The organism is Acinetobacter sp. YH01005, from assembly GCF_013420465.1.
GTDB lineage: Bacteria > Pseudomonadota > Gammaproteobacteria > Pseudomonadales > Moraxellaceae > Acinetobacter > Acinetobacter amyesii.
Map to the genome: position 1 here is coordinate 62,468 of NZ_VOYA01000001.1, position 19,207 is coordinate 81,674.

The following is a 19,207-nucleotide window of genomic DNA, read 5'->3' on the forward strand; positions in this document are numbered from 1 at the left end:
CCACAAAACCTAAGCTAGGTTAGATTAATTTCAATCTAACTCTACTTAGGTTTTTTTATGAAAAATTTAAATCCTCAAAAAAATGATCAATTCGATCAAATCATTGTCAGTCGTCTACTCGCTGATGACTTTGCCCAACCACAAATTAAAGACTTTGATTTCTACAAAGAACGTGCTGTTTCACAGATACAGACGGCTATTCACGGCATCTACAAATCAACCAATCAACACGAATTTACAGTCGCAATTGCACAAGCAAATGCATTCATTGATGCTGCGATCAATTTTGAATTTATTGATTTAACCGAAAAAGCTAAATGGCTTGACGATGTTGCAAAGGCTATGCGTGCTCAATTGATCGAGGAGTATGCATGAACTTATCAGTTACTCCTGAAAGCATCGTACCCGAGCAATCAGTCATTGATTCATGGCCAAAACTGCATCGAAAAAAAGTTGGCCATGCTTGCCAAGGGAAATGTCCAAATTATACGGACGAACAATGCTGTCATTGTTTGATCCAAGACACTCCAGCTGCTCTATCTGATGAAGACAAGCACCTTAACAACGCTGTAGAAGCTGTGGGGTATGTGCCATGAGTTTAGAAAGTAATTTGCTTACTGGCATCGCAAATATTTCACGACTGTGTATGACCAAATCAGGTACTGATTTTGAAATCAATATGTCGCTCTACCCGACTAAAAACGAACTGAATATTTATGTTTTTAAAGGCGGTTATGCGCATGCATGGCGTAATCCCAAAAAACGTATTGAAAAAATTCGTATTGATTTACGTGATCCAAAACTTGCAGCAATGCATATGGTCGAAGCTTTTACTCATATTGAAAATATGGCCAATGGATTTCGTAAGGAGATGAACCAATGAATTTACATTATGGCCATGTTGCCGTGTTCATTTTTATTGTTTGTCCCGCTGTTTTAGCTGCCTCAATATTTTTCCACTTGATGATTAATCATGCTGGTGAACTGAAGGCGCAAGCAATGCAACATAAAACTAAAATTGGAGAATAAGACATGCTTCAGTTTACTGATTTGAATAATGCAGAACATACGATCCATTTAGCAAACATGACAAATGTGGTCTACCGCAAAACCAATGATGCACATGTCATCACCTTTCATATGCTGGGAAACCATATCGTTCCTGCGACCGTTGACAGTGTTACTGCAGCGCGTTTGATTCAAGAATTGGGAGAGCATCAATGAACTCGAATCTTGCACATGATGTTTACATCAATCAGGGCAAAGCTATTGCCCTTGCCAACCAAGTCGACGACTTTCTTAAGGCTAAGGGCAAAGTGAAACAAATCCCTTTTGGCCAATCGGGTGTTAGTCGATCGAAACCTGAGTCATATACAACAAGTCAGGAAACTATGCGGAAGATGATGACACGTTCAGTGAGTGTTAATCGTCCAGTATTGAAAACTATTGAAAAGAAACTGACAAAAGAACAGCAACGTCACAAATTTAACTTTGATGCCAAAACCAAAGCTCTAGATGCCGGTCAAAACTATTTTGAGGGTAAATGTGATTTACATGGTTTAACTGTATACAAAGTATATAAAAGCGGAAAGTGCCACTGCGTTGAATGCCGTGAACGCACTAAGCAATTGAGAAAGGAAGCATCAGCATGAAAAATAAATTAATGATTGATTGTGAAACCTTAGATATTGGTGAACGCCCTGTTCTACTTAGCATTGGTGCAGTTGTTTTTAATGATCATCAAATCTTACATTATTTTGATGCTGGTATTAGTACGGAATCGACCACTGATTTTGATGTGAGCCAAGACACTTTGAACTGGTGGTCTGAACAAAGTTTGGCTGCACGTGAGCAAGCATTTTCAGGTACTGAAAATATAAAAGATGCATTGATCAGATTAGTCAATTTTTACACTCAACATGAATGCACTGAAATTTGGTCAAAAGGTGCCTTAGCTGATATTCGATGGATCAATAACGCATTAGACCATTTTGACATTGAACGACCTTGGAAGTTTTACAAAGAATTTTGCTTTAGAACGTTACTGAAGTCGGTACCACAGTTTGAAATTCCTTTCACTGGTACGCCACACAGTGCACTTGATGATGCAGTTCACCAGGCTAAACAGTTTATTCATATCAAGACCATCCAAAGCAAACAGGCTCAGATCCTGATTGAACAGGGTCAACGTTTTAATGAAATGGCTCAAAAAGTAGCGGATTTAGAATTTAAGCTGCTTCAGAAGGAGGCAGTGTGATGGATTTAATGGAGCAATTTAAAAAGACAAACACTTTTAAATATTTTTATTCCACTTTGTTGCGTTTCGATGAAAGTTTGAATTGTTTTGTAGCTACAGAAAAATGGCGAGATAAAGAAGCCGAGCTATTGACTGCTGCGTGGTGGATGTTTGCTGAAGCATGCGCTACTCAAGCGATGCCGGCAGGATTTATTGTAATACCAACAGTATTTCCAGAATCTAAGGCCCAGATACTTGCCGAACAAGAAGTTGAAACAATGTCAAAACGTATAGATGATAAATTCCGTGGCGGACTTGAATATAGTGATGAGAAAAGAGCTCATTTAGTTCGGATGAATGTTGGTGAACGAAGACAAATATTTCGTGATTTTTTTAAAATGCTGGACGATTTGGAGCAACTTAATGACTCACATTGAAATGCTTCAAAACCCCAACTTCAAACGTAAGCTTGAAAACAAAATAGTGGCGCATATTAATCATGAGTTTTCAAAGGCTGGCCGAGAACTACCGTTGCCTAAATTTCGAAATGATATGGTGACTTATGATGATGCTAACGTCACGAAATTAGTGAATCGCATTCGTACAGGTGCAGTACTGCTTGCGCAGCTGCTGGATGAAAAGGAGGCTAAATAATGGTTTTAACGATTAGTCAAACTTGCAAACTTTTAGATATTGGCCGCACTACAGTTTATAGAATGTTTGATCGCGGTGAACTTGAACGAATTGAATTTGGCCGATCAGTACGCGTCAAATTACCTGATAAACTTTCGGAAGCATATGCAGAACAAATCAAAGCCCTTATAAACTAAGGGCTTTTTCTTTTAAGCTATCCAGATAATCTGACCAGGCTTGCATCATTACTCGACGTTCATCTAAATATTTTGTCCTATTATAGGCACGTCCATGCATATCACGCACTTGATGCCCCAGCTGCTGTTCAATACGCTCAATCGGGAATTTTAATACTTCATCTAGCAACGTCCGAGCAGTTGCACGAAAACCATGCCCTGTTGTTTCACCATTTTCCCAACCTAAATTTTTAAGTGCTTTATTGATAGAACTGTCAGATAAAAGCCGTGTTTTTCCCCAATAATTCGCAAAACAGTATTCATTATTACCAGTCACCATTTTGAGTTCTTCAAAAAGCTTTTTTACCTGGTGTGATAGAGGCACTATTAACTGAGTACCAATCGCATTTTCTGTTTTGGCCGGCGTATAAGACCAGGTGCTATTTTCTAAATCTATGTCCGCCCATTTGGCTGCACGTAATTCACCAGGGCGCACAAAAACATGTGGCAATATTCGCAATGCGTAACACATGACGATAGATCCACGCTTTGTGTATTGATCAATCGCAACTAGAAGTTCACCCAACAATTTTGGATCTGTTACTGCAGCATGATGAGTCGCCCGATGTGGCTGTAATAATCCCTGAATATCTAATGCGACATTTCTGTCACAAAGACCAAGCACCAATCCATATTTAAACACTTGACCGGCTTTAGAGCGCATGCGTCTTGCCGTTTCAGATTTCCCTTGCTTCTCATAAATTTGACAAACATCTAATAATTGACGGGCCGTTATTTCATGAATCGGTTTTTTCCCGATTGCATCGAATAAATACTGATAAACAAATTCGTTACGATGCCGCGTTGATTCAGCCAGTTTTTCTGTTTGCATAAATTCGCGAGCCACAGCTTCAAATGTATTATTCAACGCAAATCGCGCTTGTTCTTCTAATTGCTGCTTATGCGTGAATGGATCTATACCTTGTGACAGTAGCTCACGATACTCTTCACGATGTTTTCGCGCTTCCGCCAACGTCATCGCTGGATAAATACCAATGCCAATCGTGGTTCTCTTTTTTGTTATGGGCTTAAAATAATCAAACCGCCAATAAGTTCCACCTTTTTTATCTAAAAGTAGAAATAAACCACCACCATCAGACAGTTTTACAATCTTATCTGGTGATTTTTTGTGCTTAGTAATTTCTGATTTGATCCTGGTATCAGTGAGACTTACGACAGTTCTGGCCATGTTTAGTAGTACATTATTTAGTGCTGCCATGTTGTACTGCTAAATGTACTGCTAAAAATTCAGATTATAGCGGTACTACATGGAACAAGTTGAAACAAAGAAAGGAGCGATAATACAGTATTTATAAGGATTTGCGGTTATTTTGGTATGTATTGAAATATGTAAGTGGTGCGCTCAGCGGGACTCGAACCCACGCCACAGGCTTCGGAGACCTGTACTCTATCCAGTTGAGCTATGAGCGCTTATTTTGGATTGCGCACATCATAACAAAAAAAACTGTAAGGTAAAGCAACTATATAGATGTTAGGTATTTTTCTGCTTAAGCTTTATACAACGTTCTATTTTTAAAATGCAGAATTCCATACGATTTACTTGGTTTATTTGCCCCGATATCGCACAATACTCACACTATTTATAGAGTGAATTATTTATGACTGATGCACTAACGTTAAAGCAGCTGTCAAAAACCTATAAAAATGGGTTTCAGGCGCTTAAAGGTATTGATTTAACAGTACCCGAAGGTGAATTTTATGCACTTTTAGGTCCCAATGGTGCAGGAAAATCTACCACGATTAGTATTATCAGTTCACTTACCCGTAAAACTTCAGGTTCTGTTGAAATCTTTGGCCATAATTTAGATACCCATCCCTCGCATGCAAAGCAGTGTTTAGGCGTTGTCCCTCAAGAATTTAACTTTGGTCAATTTGAAAAAACATTTGATATTTTAGTGACACACGCTGGCTATTACGGTATTCCCAAAAAGATTGCTGAAAAGCGTGCCGAGGAATATTTAGAAAAGCTTGGTCTTTGGGAAAAACGCAGTACCCAAGCACGTATGTTATCGGGCGGTATGAAACGCCGTTTAATGATCGCTCGTGCCATGATGCATGAACCTAAACTACTGATTTTAGATGAGCCGACTGCTGGTGTTGATATTGAGCTACGCCGTTCGATGTGGGATTTCCTCACAGAAATGAACGAAAAAGGTACGTCTATTATTTTAACGACACACTATTTAGAAGAAGCAGAAATGTTGTGCCGTCGAATCGCAATTATTGACCGTGGTGTGATTAAAGAAGACACCAGCATGAAAGGTTTCCTTAGTCAGCTGAATGAAGAAACCTTTATTTTCGATTTAGCCAAACCCATTGAACCGATCCATATTGAAATTATTGGTGTTCGTTTCAACTTAGTTGACCCCGTCACTTTAGAGGTCACTATGGATAAAGCCCATACCTTAAATGATTTATTCCAACTCATGGAATCACAAGGTATTCAGGTTCGTAGTATGCGTAATAAATCTAACCGACTAGAAGAACTGTTTGTCCGTATGGTCGAAAAAAATCTTGAAGGTGCAGCACAATGAATTTTAACCAACTGTGTATTGCCCTCTACACCTTAGTGTATAAAGAAATTCGCCGTTTCATGCGTATTTGGCCGCAAACCCTTCTTCCACCGGCGATCACCATGAGTTTGTACTTTGTGATTTTCGGTAATTTAGTCGGTTCACGCATTGGGCAAATGGGTGGTTTTAGCTACATGCAGTTCATCGTACCCGGCTTAATTATGATGGCAGTCATTACCAACAGCTATGCCAATGTGTCATCCAGTTTCTTTAGTGCAAAATTTCAAAAAAGCATCGAAGAATTAATCATGAGCCCTGTACCGTTACATATGGTGCTATGGGGTTATGTGATCGGTGGCGTTTGCCGTGGTGTTTTAGTCGGCTTTATTGTTACTGCCATGAGCCTATTTTTTACTGAATTACACCTGACCAATATCTTCGTAACTATATATACAGTTTTAATTACTTCGCTACTGTTTTCTCTTGGCGGATTTATTAATGCTGTTTATGCAAAATCTTTTGACGACATTTCGATTATCCCGACTTTCGTCCTGACTCCGCTGACTTATTTAGGCGGTGTTTTCTATGCCATCTCATCACTGAGTCCATTTTGGCAAAATCTCTCTTTAATCAACCCTGTTGTGTATATGGTCAATGCATTCCGCTACGGTATTTTAGGTCATAGCGATGTGAATGTCGGCATTTCACTGACAGTTATTACTGCATGTTGCGTTGTACTTTATGGCGTGGCGTATCATTTACTTTCTCGTGGTTCAGGAATGCGTGAATAATGAGTGTAGAACAATCCCTTTTAGGTAAAGACACCAACTACCCAACAGAATATCAACCCGATATTCTGTTTCCGATTGCACGTGCCACTGCACGTGAACAATATGCCCATGTGGAAGGCATCCGCCAAGGTACAGACTGGTGGCATGTTTTTGAAATTTCTTGGTTAAATGCTTCTGGTGTGCCTCAAGTCGCTATTGGCCGTTTAACTTTGCCTGCAAGTTCAGACAACCTCATCGAATCGAAATCTTTAAAGCTCTACTTTAATAGTATGAACTTTACCAAATTTGATTCTCAGGCAGCGTTTAAAGCAACCGTTGAAAAAGACTTATCTGCTGCAGCCAATGCCGCTGTGACTATTGATCTATTTCATGTTGATGAAGTTGAAATTTCAAAACCGCAAGGCATCTGTATTGATGACTTAGAACCCACCCTGTTAGAAAATCATCCAAATGCAGCTTTACTCTCTTTAGATGAAGATGCAGCGCAAGAAGAAGTTGAAATTCAACTTTATTCACATTTATTAAGAAGTAACTGTCCAGTCACGGGTCAACCTGATTGGGGAACGGTATTTATACGGTATAAAGGTACTAAGCCTTGTTATCGTAGTATTCTGGCTTATATTATTTCTTACCGTCAGCATAATGGTTTCCACGAACAATGTGTGGAGCAAATGTTTGCCGATATTTGGCAACATTTAAAACCAAGTCAGCTGATGGTATATGCTGCCTATACACGCCGTGGTGGATTGGATATCAACCCTTGTCGTGTATCGGATTTAACATGGATGCCTCGCCCCATTCGATTGGCGCGACAATAAAAAAATTGAGGTTAGTGATGCCATTTTTTGGTTTTATTCCTTCTGAGGAACTTCTAAGCAGTATCCAAACTGGTCACGCGAAAAAAAATTCGAGTGAACCCCTTTATCCTTTACGTGATAAAACAGCTTTGCTGATTAATGAAGAAATCATTGGTGCAACTATATTAGCTCCTGTTCATCTGTTTCCTGCAAGCGATAAGCGCGACACAGCAGAAAAACTGGCTGGCTATGTCAAATCAACAGTCGCTGTATTGTTAAAGCAGCTATTGGGTAAATCTCCGAATGATGTGGTGAAACAATCCATTGAATTTTCAGAACGAAGTTTATTTCAAGACGCGACTGGCACTTATCGTGTAGGTCTGAGCTTAGATGCAGGATTGGTCACTAACCTTAAGAACAGTTATGCCGAAATTAAATCGGGTGTAGATATCAATAAAGCTGCTTTTGGTGAACTGTATAAACAGTTTGCTGAAGCTGCAGTGCGTCATTTTATGAATGACTTTAATAAAACACTCGATTTAGGCATGATTAAGCGTAAAGCAGCCGATATCGGTTCTTCTGCCGTGATTAAAGCTATTCATATTGCAATTGATAAGATTTTCCCAAATCTAACCAAAGAAGAGCTAGGTGCCCTTGCAGAAGCACATGATGCGATGTTTAACAAATAAATCGCATTACTCGTCAAAACCTAGCTTCCGCTAGGTTTTTTTATGGCTAAACGCATAAAATCGAATCCCGATACAATGACTATATAGTCATGCAAACACAGTTCTAGAATTGAACAGATTTTTATTAAAAGAAAGACAGTACATTGATATCCACAATTTTTAAAAATCTACAAAGAACAGGAAGAACCTGAATATAGATCATATTTTAATGTGAGCCGTCATTTTGGCTTAAATTTCAATGCGTCCATTTTAATATTCAATCTCTTTCTTTTTATCATTCAGTCTATATTTCTACTATATATAGCGACGTTTTCAACAGCATTGAAGCGCTGGCGAACAAAAACTATGTAATGAATAAACCACTGCTTACATATGGGTGTTTTAGACCGGTACCTTTTTAATCCTGCCCCTTTATTTTTAGATATAACATTGCAACTTTTGTAGCTTCTAAACAGTATTTCGCAACGCGATAAAGTTTACTCGTTCTGCGTTTTTATGACGCATGAGTTTTAGAGTCATCTTTATTTCAAATGATTTGTGAATATTTGCAAGTTATGTAAATGAATATGTCACTTTTCAATATGTTAACTGCGAAAAAACCCTTTGCTTTGTCTTTTTTTGTATATCTATTTATGAAAGCATGCGCTGTCAGTGGTATCTTAGTTGCTATTGGTAACCTTTACCTTTAATGAGCTATGAAACCAGAAGGTCATCACAATTTTCAGGACCTTTACCCCCTCGAAATTTTGTTCATACTCATCGCTAAAGCAACTGGAAATTTTTTATTTATGCTAAATCGAAATTTTTATAAAAAACTATCACATATTGCCATTATGGCCGGTTCACTTTCACTGACCAGTTTTTGTCAGGCCAACGACTTCCAATCTCATCCGGCATATGCAAGCTTTAAACAAAATGCAATGCAAACCTATGGTCTGAGTGAAAATCAAATTGATTGGGCAATGCAAGGCAGTAAAAACCTACCCAACATTATTAGCATTATGAATAGACCTGGTGAATCAAAGCCTTGGTACCAATACAAAACCAATTTTTTAGCTGAAAGTACAATTCAACGCGGTGTTCGTTTCAAAAATCAATATGCCGACACTTTAAATCGTGCAGAACAACAATTTGGTGTGCCTCAATCCGTGATTTTAGGCATTTTGGGTGTTGAAACAGGCTATGGCAGTAATAAAGGTAATTTTATTACCCGTGATGCTTTGGCGACCCTTGGTTTTGGCTATGAACGCCGTGCGCAATATTTCCAAGATGAACTTGCTGCACTGATTGCTTGGTCATATAAAGATGGTGTTCCAACCAACTCTGTCGTCGGTTCATATGCAGGTGCTGTGGGTTATCCTCAATTTATGCCAAGTAACATTCCAAAATTTGGTGTGGACTACGATGGCAATGGTCATGTTGACCTGCGTAATTCAGCTGTCGATGCCATTGGTTCAATTGCAAATTATTTAGCAAATTATGGTTGGCAGCGTAATCAACCGATTGCTTTTGCTGCTCGCTATAGCGGAAACAACCCAGATGCTATTATTGCAAAGGATTTAAACCAGCCAACACCCTATGGTGTACTCAAGGCTCAAGGTGTAACCCCTATGAATCCATTGGTAAAAATCGATGATCTCGATTTAGTCAATGTCATCCAATTGCAAGATAGTTATGGACCAATTTATTACATCACTTATCCAAATTTTCAGGTCATTACAACCTATAACAAAAGCCGTATGTATGCGACTGCACTATGGCTTTTAGGCACTGAAGTTACCAGTCGATAAGACTGGTTTTTTCTTATAGAGCAAAAAAGTCAACAAATATTCTCACCAAAATGAGCATTTATTCGACATTTTACACACCTTGTTACATTATTGCTTATTTTTTAACCAACTATTGTTAATTTTTTAGACATTTTCAAAGTATTTTAATTAAACACTAGACAGCCTATTGATGGCATGAATATTATCCATCTCGTTAAATATAGTTGCAAAAGTGAAATATCAGACGTGTTTACATGGATATCAGCGACTTAGTTGAACCAGTAAATATGCCATTGGGAGATAAACAATGCAGTCATCAATTTTTAAATATGCCTTAGCGGTTGCCACGGCAGTTGCGCTAAGTCAGTCACAAGCTGAGATGGTTCAGTCATCATCATTCAATCATGATAATGACAACTCGCGTCTTGCAGCTCGTGTATTGAATAAAGAAGCTCAAAGCTTCAATTCAAACTTTACGAATTTAAGTAGCCTTTCAATCACTGAGCGTTCTGGCGATAAAATTCGTCGTCAAACAATCGCTGCTAAAATCGAAATCCCTGAAGATGAGCCTTCAGTGATTGAAAAGTTAAACACTGTCGCTTCGAATACTGTTCGTAAGTTCACTCAAACTGGTACTGCTTCTTGGTACGGTCGTCAATTCCACGGTCGTAAAACAGCAAGCGGTGAAACGTTTGACATGAACGCACTTACAGCAGCACATCGTAGCCTGCCACTTAATTGCTTTATTCGTGTTACGAATCGCAATAATGGTAAAAGCGTCGTGGTCAAAGTAAATGACCGTGGTCCATTCCATGGTAACCGTGTTCTCGATTTATCTTATGGCGCTGCTAAGCAATTGGGTATTACCAGTGCGGGTACTGCAAACGTGAGCATTGAACGCGTAGACGGTCCAAATTCTTAATTCTCCAATGAAGTGACTGCATTTAACAGACCACGCCTAGCGTGGTTTTTTATTTGTAGCCTCTTAGCCTTTCAAATCTTCAGTAACCCGATTTTGACCCTTACCCCATTCTTGTTTTTATTGGAGTCCTTCCCCATGATTAAGGACTATCATGAAAACAATCAACGAATGGTTTGATGAATACAGCGAAAGTCATCAAAATAAAACCAATAAAATGATTCACTGGATTTGCGTACCTACGATTTATTTTTCAATCGTTGGCATATTGGCACATTTTAGCGCGCTACTTACTGCTGTCTTACTTGCATTAGCATTTATCTTTTACGCACGTTTAAACATTGTGCTTGCTGTTGCAATGGCCGCGTTAACATTAATCATGGCATGGCTAATTTGGGTGTTACCAGTTGGATACGGCTTTTATATCGCACTCTTTGTATTCGCATGGATTGGTCAATTTTATGGCCATAAAATTGAAGGTAAAAAGCCCTCTTTTTTCAAAGATCTCCAATTCCTCCTCATTGGCCCTATTTGGTGTTTAGATACATTTTCAGGTAAAGTACTTGGTAATTGGAAAATACGCCATAAATCGCAAATAAAGAGCATTTAGAGCACGATTAATTTCATGGATCTCTTTTTCAGTTATTCCAGATCGGTTTTCTTCATAATCGATGCTTAAAACCCTATTGTTTATAGGTGTATTTATCTCTGGTATTTCCAATCATTTTTTCTATTTATACGACCAAAAAGTCAGTGTTTAAACACTGGCTTTTACTCAATATGGTTAATCCAATTTTATGTTGATAGCTTCATCTGAATCATGATCATTTAAATGACTAAAGTTAAAAATGACTACGTGATTTTTATTGATAGGTTTTACCTTGATGCTTTAACCAACCATCCTGATGACGTCCATTCGGATCGTGATGTGTCCAGTGCATCACACCCCCCTGATCTGAATATTCATATTCACCGTAAAATTGAACTGTATCGCCTTTTTGCAAGTTATCAATTCGTGGGGCTAGATCGATATTATGTGCAACTAAAAGGGTTTGACCATTATTTAAGGTCAAAATGAACTTTTGATGGCGACTACCTTCATTATCATCTCGAAGTACCGCTTTCACTTGACCTGTACCCTCAACCTGAACATTACTGAGTTTATTTTTAAATGCATGCGCAATAACATCTTCAGCACTCTGCCCTTTTTGTTGAGCATCTGCAGGTTGTACTGATTCTATTTGTGGCTGTGCGTTTTGTTCCGCTGTCGTCTGAACTGGTGCAGTTTTTTGTTGTTGTAAATCGATTCCGAAATAAGCGGCTGTAAGCGCAACAATAATTCCGCCGATGGTTAAATTTGTTTTGTTTGCCATAAGATAGTTTAAATCTAAATTTTCAACTCATTATAGTCATTAATATGGATAAAAATAGAATCTGTGAACAACAATGTACACAATATAAAGTTTAAATAGCTTTGAAATCAGTAAAGCTACAGCCATAAAAAAAGCCCTCTAAAACGAGGGCTTTTTTCTACAAATAATCAGAGATTATTTTGCAGCAGCTTGAGCAGCAGCGACTTCTTCAGCGAAAGAAAGTTCAGCTTTTTTCTCAATACCTTCACCAACTTCGAAACGTACGAAGTTAGCAACAGTAGTACCAGTTGCTTTAAGAACTTCTGCAACTTTCTTATCGTTGTCGATAACGTACATTTGGTTCTCAAGAACAACTTCGTTCAAGTATTTCTGAACTGAACCAGTTACCATTTTTTCAACGATGTTTGCTGGTTTACCAGATTCAATTGCTTTCGCTTCAGCAATTTCTTTTTCTTTAGCGATAAGTTCAGCAGAAACGCCAGCTTCGTTTACAGCAACTGGGTTGAATGCAGCGATGTGCATAGCCAAACCTTTACCAGTTTCAGCATCACCAGCGTATGCAACTACAACACCGATTTTTAAACCGTGTTTGTAAACTGCAAGGTTGTCGCCTTCAACGATTTGAGCACGACGCACTTGGATGTTTTCACCGATTTTTTGAACAAGCGCGATACGAGCTTCTTCTACAGTAGCACCATCTTCAAGTTTCAATTCAGCAATTTGAGCAACGTCAGTTACACCAGCAGCAAGCGCAGCAGCAGCAACTTTAGCAGAGAAACCAGCAAAGTTTTCGTCTTTAGCAACGAAGTCAGTTTGACAGTTAACTTCTACAAGGATTGCTTTGTTGCCTTCTTGAGCGATAGTGATCGCGCCGTCAGCAGCAATGTTACCCGCTTTTTTAGCAGCTTTAGCTTGACCAGATTTACGAAGGTTGTCGATCGCTAATTCGATGTCACCGCCCGCTTCTGTTAATGCTTTTTTACATTCCATCATTGCAAGACCAGTACGATCGCGCAATTCTTTAACCATGCTTGCTGTAACTGCAGTCATGTTAATCTCCTAAATACGGTAGAAAATGAATTCTTTTTAGAACAGAAACGGCCCAGAGCTGTCTCTTGGGCCGTCTGCATACATGACGCTTACTTTGCCACCATCACGTGTCGCAAAAATGACAAGCTTACGTCAAACGCATTAAGCCTCAGAAGCAGGAGCTTCTTCGCCTTTAGCTTGTGCATTTGCTTGTGATTGAGCATATTCTTTACCAGCAAGAATCGCATCAGCCATAGCAGAAGCGTAAAGAGTAACTGCACGGATCGCATCGTCGTTACCAGGGATAACGTAGTCTACGTTGTCTGGGTTAGAGTTTGTATCAACGATACCGATAACAGGAATACCAAGGTTTTTAGCTTCTTTAATTGCAATTGCTTCGTGATCAACATCGATTACGAATAATGCGTCAGGTAAACCACCCATGTTTTTAACGCCGCCAAGAGCGCGTTCAAGTTTTTCCATCTCACGAGTACGTTCTAAAGCTTCACGTTTAGTAAGTTTAGCGAAAGTACCGTCAGTAGATTGAGTTTGAAGGTCTTTTAGACGGTTGATTGACTGGCGAAGAGTTTTCCAGTTAGTCAACATACCACCCAACCAGCGGTGATCAACATATGGTTGACCTGCACGTTGAGCTTGTTCACGGATGATTGCAGAAGCTGCACGTTTTGTACCAACGAACAAAACTTTGTTCTTTTTGCTAGCCAAGTTGTTAGCAAAGTTCAAAGCATCATTTAACGCAGGAACAGTGTGCTCAAGGTTGATGATGTGAATTTTGTTGCGCGCGCCGAAGATGTATTCGCGCATTTTTGGATTCCAAAAACGTGTTTGGTGACCGAAGTGTGCGCCTGCTTGAAGAAGGTCGCGCATGCTTACGTTGTAATCTGCCATTTTCTTTACCTTAAAGTTTGGGTTAGGCCTCCATATACCCGCATTCTCCACCTAAAAAGGCACCCAGAGAAATGTGTCGATATATGTGCGGATTTTATTGCCCCATCGCACAAAGCTCGTGAAAGATATTCACGAAAAAGCATTTGATAAAATGGGCGGCTATTTATACCATAGTCACATACAAATTTCCAAAAGTTTTTAGAGATCATGAACAGTACTTACGAAGCTCCACGTCGATTAATTAAAACGCCTGACGAAATTGAAAAAATGCGCGTCGCGGGTCGACTGGCGGCAGAAGTTTTGGATATGATCAAACCGCATATTGTTCCAGGTGTGACTACCCTCGAACTTGATACGATTTGTCATGACTATATTGTCAATAAACAAGAAGCTATTCCTGCATGTTTAGGTTATGGCGCTGCGCCGGGTCGTCCAGCATTTCAGCACGTGATCTGCACTTCAGTGAACCATGTGGTGTGTCACGGTATTCCATCTGAAAGCAAAAAGTTAAAAAAAGGTGACATCTTAAACATCGATGTCACTGTGATCAAAGATGGTTACCATGGTGATACCAACATGATGTATATCGTGGGTGGTGAAACATCTATTTTAGCGAACCGTTTATGCAAAGTTGCCCAAGAAGCCATGTACCGTGGTATGGCGGTGGTAAAACCAGGCGCAACCATGGGTGATATCGGCCATGCTATTCAACAATATGTTGAATCAGAACGTTTTGGTGTTGTACGTGAATATTGTGGTCATGGTATTGGTACCGTTTTCCATGACGAACCACAAGTTTTACACTATGGTCAACCAAATACAGGCATGATCTTAGAAGAAGGCATGACATTCACGATTGAACCAATGGTGAATGGTGGCGACTGGAAAACCAAACTTCTTGGCGATAAATGGACTGTCGTGACTAAAGATCATAGCTTGTCTGCACAGTACGAACACACGCTACTTGTAACAAAAAATGGTGTAGAAGTGCTAACTGCTCGCCCTGAAGAAGATTTATCGCGTTTTGTTCAATAAGCAAAGTATTTGAAGTATAAAATTTAATTAAAAAGGTCACACATATTGTGGCCTTTTTTATGCCCTTTTTTTATCCGTGACTTTAAGATTTTTCCATAAAATTTGATTAAAAACTTAAGTAACTCAATGTAAATTTTCTCAATTATAGGGTTAGGATGGAATATCACACTTTTTTGCACATTGTTGATTTTTCCACTCCCCATTACTGTGCATTTAAGCTAAGATAGTGTGCTTTTTATTTTTTAATCCCTATAAGAAGGAATACTGCCGTGGACGTACGTCTGTCTGATCGTGTAAATAGCATCAAACCGTCCCCTACACTTGCTGTTACTAACAAAGCTGCTGAATTGAAAGCTGCTGGTAAAAACGTAATTGGTTTAGGCGCAGGTGAACCGGATTTCGATACCCCACAACACATCAAAGATGCTGCAATTGCTGCTATCAACAATGGCTTCACTAAATATACAGCTGTTGACGGTACTCCAGGTCTTAAAAAAGCAATTATTGCTAAATTAAAACGCGACAATAACCTTGATTACGCTGCAAACCAAATTTTGGTTTCTTGTGGTGGTAAACAATCTTTCTTTAACTTGGCACTTGCTTTGTTAAACAAAGGTGATGAAGTAATTATCCCTGCTCCTTACTGGGTAAGCTACCCAGACATGGTGATCATTGCTGAAGGTACTCCTGTAATCGTGAAATGTGGTGAAGACCAACGTTTCAAAATTACGCCTGCTCAATTAGAAGCTGCAATCACTGACAAAACTCGTTTAGTGGTTCTAAACAGCCCTTCTAACCCAACAGGTATGATCTACACTAAAGAAGAATTACTTGCTTTAGCTGACGTTCTACGTAAATACCCTGAAGTTTTAGTTGCTTCTGATGATATGTACGAACCAATCCGTTGGGACGACGAATTCTACAACATCGCAACAGTTGCACCAGACCTTTACGATCGCGTAATCGTTCTTAACGGTGTATCTAAAGCTTATGCAATGACTGGCTGGCGTATTGGCTACGCAGCGGGCCCTGCTAAACTTATTGGTGCGATGAAAAAAATCCAATCTCAATCAACTTCAAATCCAACTTCTATTTCACAAGTTGCTGCTGAAGCTGCATTGAATGGTCCTCAAGACGTTCTTGAGCCAATGATTGAAGCATTCAAACGCCGTCACGACCTAGTTGTGAAAGGCTTGAACGACATCAACGGTATCACTTGCCTTCCTGCTGATGGTGCATTCTATGCATACGCAAACATCCGTCCATTGATTCGTGCAAAAGGTTTAAAATCTTGCACAGAATTCTCTGCATGGTTATTGGAAGAAACTGGTGTTGCCGTAGTTCCTGGCGATGCGTTCGGTCTTGGTGGCTACATGCGTATTTCTTATGCAACTGCAGACGAAGTACTTGTAGATGCGCTTGCACGTATTAAGAAAGCTGCTGATTCAATCGAAGGCGTAGATGCTGCGATTGCTTCAATTGCTGCTGAAAAATAATTTGATCTAAAGATCGAATCAAAAAAACCCGCGATATTCGCGGGTTTTTTTATATCTGAGCCATTTTATAATATTTGCTATGTTTCCATTTAAGGATAATAAGACGACGGCGTATGCCAGTTAAATGCCATGCCTCCTGAACACACTCCTCACCGATTTTAGCCGATACCAAAATACTAAATGCAAGATTACTCAATGAAAGCTTCAAAGAATCAACTTGACAATAATTTCAACAATTAGCTATGTTAAACTTAGATTCCTTTTTAGAACTCGTAAAATAGGCCAGAATAATGAACCCAAAAGAAATGACCGGACTGCAACTTCTACAAGCCATGTGTGCAGGGAAAATTCCTCCTGCAAGTATTAGCGAAACTATTGCCTTATGAAGTATCTAAGGGCAGTATTAGCTTTAAGGCTAAAGCAGATGCACGACACTTAAATCCGCTAGGCGGCGTGCATGGTGGCTTTGCTGCTACTGTACTCGACTCTGTGACAGGTTGTGCCATTCACACGTTATTAGAGGCAGGTGTAGGTTATGGCACCATCGACTTAAATATAAAAATGTGTCGCCCAATCCCAAAGGATGTTGAACTTACAGCGATAGGAACAGTCATTAATATCAGTACAAATTTAGGGATTTCTGAAGGGAAAATTATTGATGACAATGGCAAACTTTATGCACATGCAACTGCAACCTGCATGATTATACGTCCTTAATATTTTATTTTTCTGCTCGCAATTCAATGCGAGCAGATGATGATTCAAACTTAAATTGCTGAATGTAAGGCACGAATTAATTGGCCTTCGCTTAGATCAATGCGATTACTGCCCTTTTGAAAGCAGTAATATTTTAAAGCACTATCTAACTCAACACGAAGTTCCCGTTGTTCTGAGATAGACCATACTTTAGAACAATTTGAGCCTGATAATGCATTACCTGCCAATTGGTATAAATACAAATCTTGCTTGCGTTTTAAAGGCACACGACGACCATCATCTTTATGTTCAAAACGTAAATGACATGGTACATTGATCAACCATTTTTCACTAAACCACAGTTGTAATAAATCACCCAATGCCAAGTCACGTCGACCCAAAGGCCAAACGTCAACGTATGCACCTTCGACAGGTGTTTGATATTGCTCTTGATTACTAATAATGGAAAGATAGTTTTCTTGGTAAAAAGAAAAATTTGAAAAAATCTGAGAAATAGTCAGCGTATTCATTCGCTTTCTCCTGTTTAGCCATTTTAGTGCTGGCAAGTTGGGTTTAAATCCACACTGTTTAAACATATGTTTAAACGCTCTGTTGTTGCATTCAGACTATCAATTGAATTTTTTCTTTGCAAGCCTAAGATTCATTTTTTCTAAAAAATCCTTCTTTTTGTTCAAATAAAAAACATCTATCACGCATTTCTCCTCATATTGGTATTTTTAGCTTGACCCTCTTCAAAATCTGCTTATAATCGCATTCAGATTCTCCAATAGCTCAGTCGGTAGAGCGACGGACTGTTAATCCGCAGGTCCCTGGTTCGAGCCCAGGTTGGAGAGCCAAATTCTAAAGCCCATTTATTTAAATGGGCTTTTTTAATGCCTATGATTTACATATAATCTATAAGTCATTGTCATTAAAATAAAAAAATGTTCATTCAAGTTGATGCTGAATCAAATAAAACTGCCTTAAAACACTATCTCACTGCATTCATTTTTCTTTTAATTTTTATCAGCCCATTTGCAATTTATTTGGTGAGCTGCACACCCGAAAGTGAAATTGAGCAACATTTCAAAACACCACCCAATTTATATAATAGTGAATCTAACACCCTTCTTGACAGCAAGCTACAATGGTTGATTCCACCTCAGCAGATTCAAAATCACAATACTATTCCCGAAATATCTAAATCTGTATTGAATGAGATGACAGAAGGACAATATTGGTCAAGCACACCGATTACGCTGCAAAACCAATCTGATCAGTTATATGTTCATATCGATTTTGCAGGTCAGCAACAAACTCGAAAAGATCTTGAAATTTCGGTACTGCCGTTATGTATTGTTCACGAGAAAGAAACACCATGTATGAAAGCTGGGTTAAATGCAACTGGACAACTTTTTAACATCTCAACTCAAAAAAATACGCAATATCACACACTAGAGACCAATAAGTCATGGATGTTTTATGGCCATGAATTCCAAGAAAATTATATTATTCCACCACAAGCCACTCTCAAATTTTTAGTTAAAGCCAACATCCCTGAACACTTAACCCTGCAATGGCTTAGGCTAAGCATCAGTACTAGCCCCATTGTTGAGAAACAGCAAAATTTTATGCTCATGACGCAAAACAGTATAAGAATAAAATATGCACTTGCTCTATTGCCATTCTTCATATTAGCTTTGATGCACATTTTTCAAGGGTTTGAAAGCCTGCGTAATTTATCTATCGGCGCACTTTCAGCACTTTTATTTGCTATCAACACCATCATTTGGGATATCCACTATATGGTGATTGGTTGCCTGATTTTATGTTTTGCAAGTGTCTGTTATTGTTTTGAGAGCCGATATTATCGATTGCTTTATTTAACGGGTTATTTACTGATTGCGGGCTATTCGCAGCAATATTATGGTGGTTTTAATAAACACTTTTTCACTCAAACCAGTTTAATTTTATTGATAGGTTTACTGATGTTTTATCTTGAACCTAAAGATAGCTAAATCATTTTCATAAAAAAGCTCCGCAAATCGCAGAGCTTTTTCTCTTC

General features: G+C 38.9%; 25 protein-coding genes, 2 tRNA genes and 1 pseudogene. 22 read left to right on the top strand and 6 right to left on the bottom strand.

Translation table 11 applies throughout. The annotated features are described in order from the left end of the window. The first annotated feature begins 57 nt into the window (after positions 1-57). The 10 genes from FTT72_RS00355 to FTT72_RS00400 are packed head-to-tail and all read left to right on the top strand — an operon-like array spanning position 58 to position 3,066. Positions 58-375, top strand: a complete 318-nt coding sequence (locus FTT72_RS00355; protein ID WP_180177678.1) for a hypothetical protein — start codon at positions 58-60, stop codon at positions 373-375. Beyond that, positions 372-596 carry a hypothetical protein gene (locus tag FTT72_RS00360; protein ID WP_180177642.1) on the top strand — a complete coding sequence of 75 codons (225 nt, stop codon included), beginning with the start codon at positions 372-374 and terminating at the stop codon, positions 594-596. The genes FTT72_RS00355 and FTT72_RS00360 overlap by 4 nt, the downstream gene beginning before the upstream one ends. Continuing rightward, complete coding sequence (locus FTT72_RS00365) at positions 593-883, top strand: hypothetical protein (RefSeq protein WP_180177679.1); 291 nt, start codon at positions 593-595, stop codon at positions 881-883. The genes FTT72_RS00360 and FTT72_RS00365 overlap by 4 nt, the downstream gene beginning before the upstream one ends. Beyond that, positions 880-1,029, top strand: coding sequence for a hypothetical protein (locus FTT72_RS00370; RefSeq protein WP_180177680.1), 150 nt, complete (start codon positions 880-882; stop codon positions 1,027-1,029). The genes FTT72_RS00365 and FTT72_RS00370 overlap by 4 nt, the downstream gene beginning before the upstream one ends. 3 nt (positions 1,030-1,032) lie before the next feature. Then, positions 1,033-1,224: a hypothetical protein gene (locus FTT72_RS00375; protein WP_180040738.1), complete on the top strand. Its 192-nt coding sequence runs from the start codon at positions 1,033-1,035 to the stop codon at positions 1,222-1,224. Beyond that, positions 1,221-1,652, top strand: a complete 432-nt coding sequence (locus tag FTT72_RS00380; protein ID WP_180115081.1) for a hypothetical protein — start codon at positions 1,221-1,223, stop codon at positions 1,650-1,652. The genes FTT72_RS00375 and FTT72_RS00380 overlap by 4 nt, the downstream gene beginning before the upstream one ends. After that, a complete protein-coding gene (locus FTT72_RS00385; RefSeq protein ID WP_180177681.1) occupies positions 1,649-2,257 on the top strand; it encodes a 3'-5' exonuclease in 609 nt (202 codons plus the stop codon). The genes FTT72_RS00380 and FTT72_RS00385 overlap by 4 nt, the downstream gene beginning before the upstream one ends. Then, positions 2,254-2,673 (top strand): hypothetical protein, encoded by a 420-nt coding sequence (locus FTT72_RS00390; protein WP_180177682.1) that lies wholly within the window; start codon positions 2,254-2,256, stop codon positions 2,671-2,673. The genes FTT72_RS00385 and FTT72_RS00390 overlap by 4 nt, the downstream gene beginning before the upstream one ends. Further along, positions 2,660-2,890, top strand: coding sequence for a hypothetical protein (locus FTT72_RS00395; RefSeq protein WP_180177683.1), 231 nt, complete (start codon positions 2,660-2,662; stop codon positions 2,888-2,890). Before FTT72_RS00390 ends, FTT72_RS00395 begins: the two co-directional genes overlap by 14 nt. After that, on the top strand, positions 2,890-3,066 hold the full coding sequence (locus FTT72_RS00400) for a helix-turn-helix domain-containing protein (RefSeq protein WP_111883997.1): 177 nt from the start codon (positions 2,890-2,892) through the stop codon (positions 3,064-3,066). The genes FTT72_RS00395 and FTT72_RS00400 overlap by 1 nt, the downstream gene beginning before the upstream one ends. Here FTT72_RS00400 and FTT72_RS00405 read toward each other — a convergent pair. Beyond that, on the bottom strand, positions 3,056-4,294 hold the full coding sequence (locus FTT72_RS00405; RefSeq protein WP_111884028.1) for an integrase arm-type DNA-binding domain-containing protein: 1,239 nt from the start codon (positions 4,292-4,294) through the stop codon (positions 3,056-3,058). The two genes, FTT72_RS00400 and FTT72_RS00405, sit on opposite strands and share 11 nt — an antisense overlap. A 166-nt stretch (positions 4,295-4,460) precedes the next feature. Further along, positions 4,461-4,536 (bottom strand) — tRNA-Arg (locus tag FTT72_RS00410). Positions 4,537-4,724: 188 nt separating this feature from the next. Here FTT72_RS00410 and FTT72_RS00415 point away from each other — a divergent pair. The 7 genes from FTT72_RS00415 to FTT72_RS00445 all read left to right on the top strand — a co-directional run bounded on the left by FTT72_RS00415 (position 4,725) and on the right by FTT72_RS00445 (position 11,214). Further along, positions 4,725-5,660 carry an ABC transporter ATP-binding protein gene (locus FTT72_RS00415; RefSeq protein ID WP_180177684.1) on the top strand — a complete coding sequence of 312 codons (936 nt, stop codon included), beginning with the start codon at positions 4,725-4,727 and terminating at the stop codon, positions 5,658-5,660. Further along, a complete protein-coding gene (locus tag FTT72_RS00420; RefSeq protein WP_078190306.1) occupies positions 5,657-6,430 on the top strand; it encodes an ABC transporter permease in 774 nt (257 codons plus the stop codon). Before FTT72_RS00415 ends, FTT72_RS00420 begins: the two co-directional genes overlap by 4 nt. Continuing rightward, the gene (queF, locus tag FTT72_RS00425; RefSeq protein ID WP_180177685.1) at positions 6,430-7,248 is read left to right on the top strand and encodes an NADPH-dependent 7-cyano-7-deazaguanine reductase QueF; all 819 of its coding nucleotides are present in this window, start codon (positions 6,430-6,432) and stop codon (positions 7,246-7,248) included. The genes FTT72_RS00420 and queF overlap by 1 nt, the downstream gene beginning before the upstream one ends. Before the next feature lie 17 nt (positions 7,249-7,265). Beyond that, positions 7,266-7,916, top strand: a complete 651-nt coding sequence (locus tag FTT72_RS00430; RefSeq protein ID WP_180177686.1) for a hypothetical protein — start codon at positions 7,266-7,268, stop codon at positions 7,914-7,916. 788 nt (positions 7,917-8,704) lie between these two features. Then, positions 8,705-9,706, top strand: coding sequence for a lytic murein transglycosylase B (gene mltB, locus FTT72_RS00435; RefSeq protein ID WP_078190309.1), 1,002 nt, complete (start codon positions 8,705-8,707; stop codon positions 9,704-9,706). A 286-nt stretch (positions 9,707-9,992) separates the two neighbouring features. Then, positions 9,993-10,607, top strand: a complete 615-nt coding sequence (locus tag FTT72_RS00440) for a septal ring lytic transglycosylase RlpA family protein (RefSeq protein ID WP_180022476.1) — start codon at positions 9,993-9,995, stop codon at positions 10,605-10,607. Positions 10,608-10,758: 151 nt separating this feature from the next. Beyond that, positions 10,759-11,214, top strand: a complete 456-nt coding sequence (locus FTT72_RS00445) for a DUF962 domain-containing protein (RefSeq protein WP_180065007.1) — start codon at positions 10,759-10,761, stop codon at positions 11,212-11,214. Between the two features lie 253 nt (positions 11,215-11,467). Here the strand turns inward: FTT72_RS00445 and FTT72_RS00450 are convergent, their stop codons facing one another. From FTT72_RS00450 to rpsB, 3 genes are all read right to left on the bottom strand, one after another. Then, positions 11,468-11,977 carry a DUF3465 domain-containing protein gene (locus FTT72_RS00450; RefSeq protein ID WP_180118163.1) on the bottom strand — a complete coding sequence of 170 codons (510 nt, stop codon included), beginning with the start codon at positions 11,975-11,977 and terminating at the stop codon, positions 11,468-11,470. A gap of 174 nt (positions 11,978-12,151) precedes the next feature. After that, the gene (tsf, locus tag FTT72_RS00455; protein WP_078190313.1) at positions 12,152-13,027 is read right to left on the bottom strand and encodes a translation elongation factor Ts; all 876 of its coding nucleotides are present in this window, start codon (positions 13,025-13,027) and stop codon (positions 12,152-12,154) included. A gap of 141 nt (positions 13,028-13,168) precedes the next feature. Continuing rightward, positions 13,169-13,915 (bottom strand): 30S ribosomal protein S2, encoded by a 747-nt coding sequence (gene rpsB / locus FTT72_RS00460; RefSeq protein ID WP_078190314.1) that lies wholly within the window; start codon positions 13,913-13,915, stop codon positions 13,169-13,171. A 207-nt stretch (positions 13,916-14,122) separates the two neighbouring features. On the opposite strand from rpsB, the gene map reads away from it, so the two are divergent. The 3 genes and pseudogenes from map to FTT72_RS00475 all read left to right on the top strand — a co-directional run bounded on the left by map (position 14,123) and on the right by FTT72_RS00475 (position 17,163). After that, complete coding sequence (gene map / locus FTT72_RS00465) at positions 14,123-14,950, top strand: type I methionyl aminopeptidase (protein ID WP_078191991.1); 828 nt, start codon at positions 14,123-14,125, stop codon at positions 14,948-14,950. A gap of 269 nt (positions 14,951-15,219) precedes the next feature. After that, positions 15,220-16,446, top strand: coding sequence for a pyridoxal phosphate-dependent aminotransferase (locus FTT72_RS00470; RefSeq protein WP_111883988.1), 1,227 nt, complete (start codon positions 15,220-15,222; stop codon positions 16,444-16,446). A 287-nt stretch (positions 16,447-16,733) separates the two neighbouring features. Continuing rightward, positions 16,734-17,163 (top strand): annotated as a pseudogene (locus tag FTT72_RS00475) (PaaI family thioesterase). A 50-nt stretch (positions 17,164-17,213) separates the two neighbouring features. Here the strand turns inward: FTT72_RS00475 and FTT72_RS00480 are convergent. Further along, positions 17,214-17,672 carry a hypothetical protein gene (locus FTT72_RS00480; RefSeq protein ID WP_180109504.1) on the bottom strand — a complete coding sequence of 153 codons (459 nt, stop codon included), beginning with the start codon at positions 17,670-17,672 and terminating at the stop codon, positions 17,214-17,216. A 251-nt stretch (positions 17,673-17,923) separates the two neighbouring features. Here FTT72_RS00480 and FTT72_RS00485 point away from each other — a divergent pair. Further along, positions 17,924-17,999 (top strand) — tRNA-Asn (locus FTT72_RS00485). A gap of 87 nt (positions 18,000-18,086) precedes the next feature. After that, the gene (locus FTT72_RS00490) at positions 18,087-19,160 is read left to right on the top strand and encodes a hypothetical protein (protein WP_180177687.1); all 1,074 of its coding nucleotides are present in this window, start codon (positions 18,087-18,089) and stop codon (positions 19,158-19,160) included. Positions 19,161-19,207: the final 47 nt, after the last annotated feature.

Bases quoted from the DNA above. Each gene is read 5' to 3' on its own strand.
- FTT72_RS00355 (WP_180177678.1), top strand. From the start codon at position 58: ATGAAAAATTTAAATCCTCAAAAAAATGATCAATTCGATCAAATCATT.
- FTT72_RS00360 (WP_180177642.1), top strand. From the start codon at position 372: ATGAACTTATCAGTTACTCCTGAAAGCATCGTACCCGAGCAATCAGTC.
- FTT72_RS00365 (WP_180177679.1), top strand. From the start codon at position 593: ATGAGTTTAGAAAGTAATTTGCTTACTGGCATCGCAAATATTTCACGA.
- FTT72_RS00370 (WP_180177680.1), top strand. From the start codon at position 880: ATGAATTTACATTATGGCCATGTTGCCGTGTTCATTTTTATTGTTTGT.
- FTT72_RS00375 (WP_180040738.1), top strand. From the start codon at position 1,033: ATGCTTCAGTTTACTGATTTGAATAATGCAGAACATACGATCCATTTA.
- FTT72_RS00380 (WP_180115081.1), top strand. From the start codon at position 1,221: ATGAACTCGAATCTTGCACATGATGTTTACATCAATCAGGGCAAAGCT.
- FTT72_RS00385 (WP_180177681.1), top strand. From the start codon at position 1,649: ATGAAAAATAAATTAATGATTGATTGTGAAACCTTAGATATTGGTGAA.
- FTT72_RS00395 (WP_180177683.1), top strand. From the start codon at position 2,660: ATGACTCACATTGAAATGCTTCAAAACCCCAACTTCAAACGTAAGCTT.
- FTT72_RS00400 (WP_111883997.1), top strand. From the start codon at position 2,890: ATGGTTTTAACGATTAGTCAAACTTGCAAACTTTTAGATATTGGCCGC.
- FTT72_RS00405 (WP_111884028.1), bottom strand. From the start codon at position 4,294: ATGGCCAGAACTGTCGTAAGTCTCACTGATACCAGGATCAAATCAGAA.
- FTT72_RS00415 (WP_180177684.1), top strand. From the start codon at position 4,725: ATGACTGATGCACTAACGTTAAAGCAGCTGTCAAAAACCTATAAAAAT.
- FTT72_RS00420 (WP_078190306.1), top strand. From the start codon at position 5,657: ATGAATTTTAACCAACTGTGTATTGCCCTCTACACCTTAGTGTATAAA.
- queF (WP_180177685.1), top strand. From the start codon at position 6,430: ATGAGTGTAGAACAATCCCTTTTAGGTAAAGACACCAACTACCCAACA.
- FTT72_RS00430 (WP_180177686.1), top strand. From the start codon at position 7,266: ATGCCATTTTTTGGTTTTATTCCTTCTGAGGAACTTCTAAGCAGTATC.
- mltB (WP_078190309.1), top strand. From the start codon at position 8,705: ATGCTAAATCGAAATTTTTATAAAAAACTATCACATATTGCCATTATG.
- FTT72_RS00440 (WP_180022476.1), top strand. From the start codon at position 9,993: ATGCAGTCATCAATTTTTAAATATGCCTTAGCGGTTGCCACGGCAGTT.
- FTT72_RS00445 (WP_180065007.1), top strand. From the start codon at position 10,759: ATGAAAACAATCAACGAATGGTTTGATGAATACAGCGAAAGTCATCAA.
- FTT72_RS00450 (WP_180118163.1), bottom strand. From the start codon at position 11,977: ATGGCAAACAAAACAAATTTAACCATCGGCGGAATTATTGTTGCGCTT.
- tsf (WP_078190313.1), bottom strand. From the start codon at position 13,027: ATGACTGCAGTTACAGCAAGCATGGTTAAAGAATTGCGCGATCGTACT.
- rpsB (WP_078190314.1), bottom strand. From the start codon at position 13,915: ATGGCAGATTACAACGTAAGCATGCGCGACCTTCTTCAAGCAGGCGCA.
- map (WP_078191991.1), top strand. From the start codon at position 14,123: ATGAACAGTACTTACGAAGCTCCACGTCGATTAATTAAAACGCCTGAC.
- FTT72_RS00480 (WP_180109504.1), bottom strand. From the start codon at position 17,672: ATGAATACGCTGACTATTTCTCAGATTTTTTCAAATTTTTCTTTTTAC.
- FTT72_RS00490 (WP_180177687.1), top strand. From the start codon at position 18,087: ATGTTCATTCAAGTTGATGCTGAATCAAATAAAACTGCCTTAAAACAC.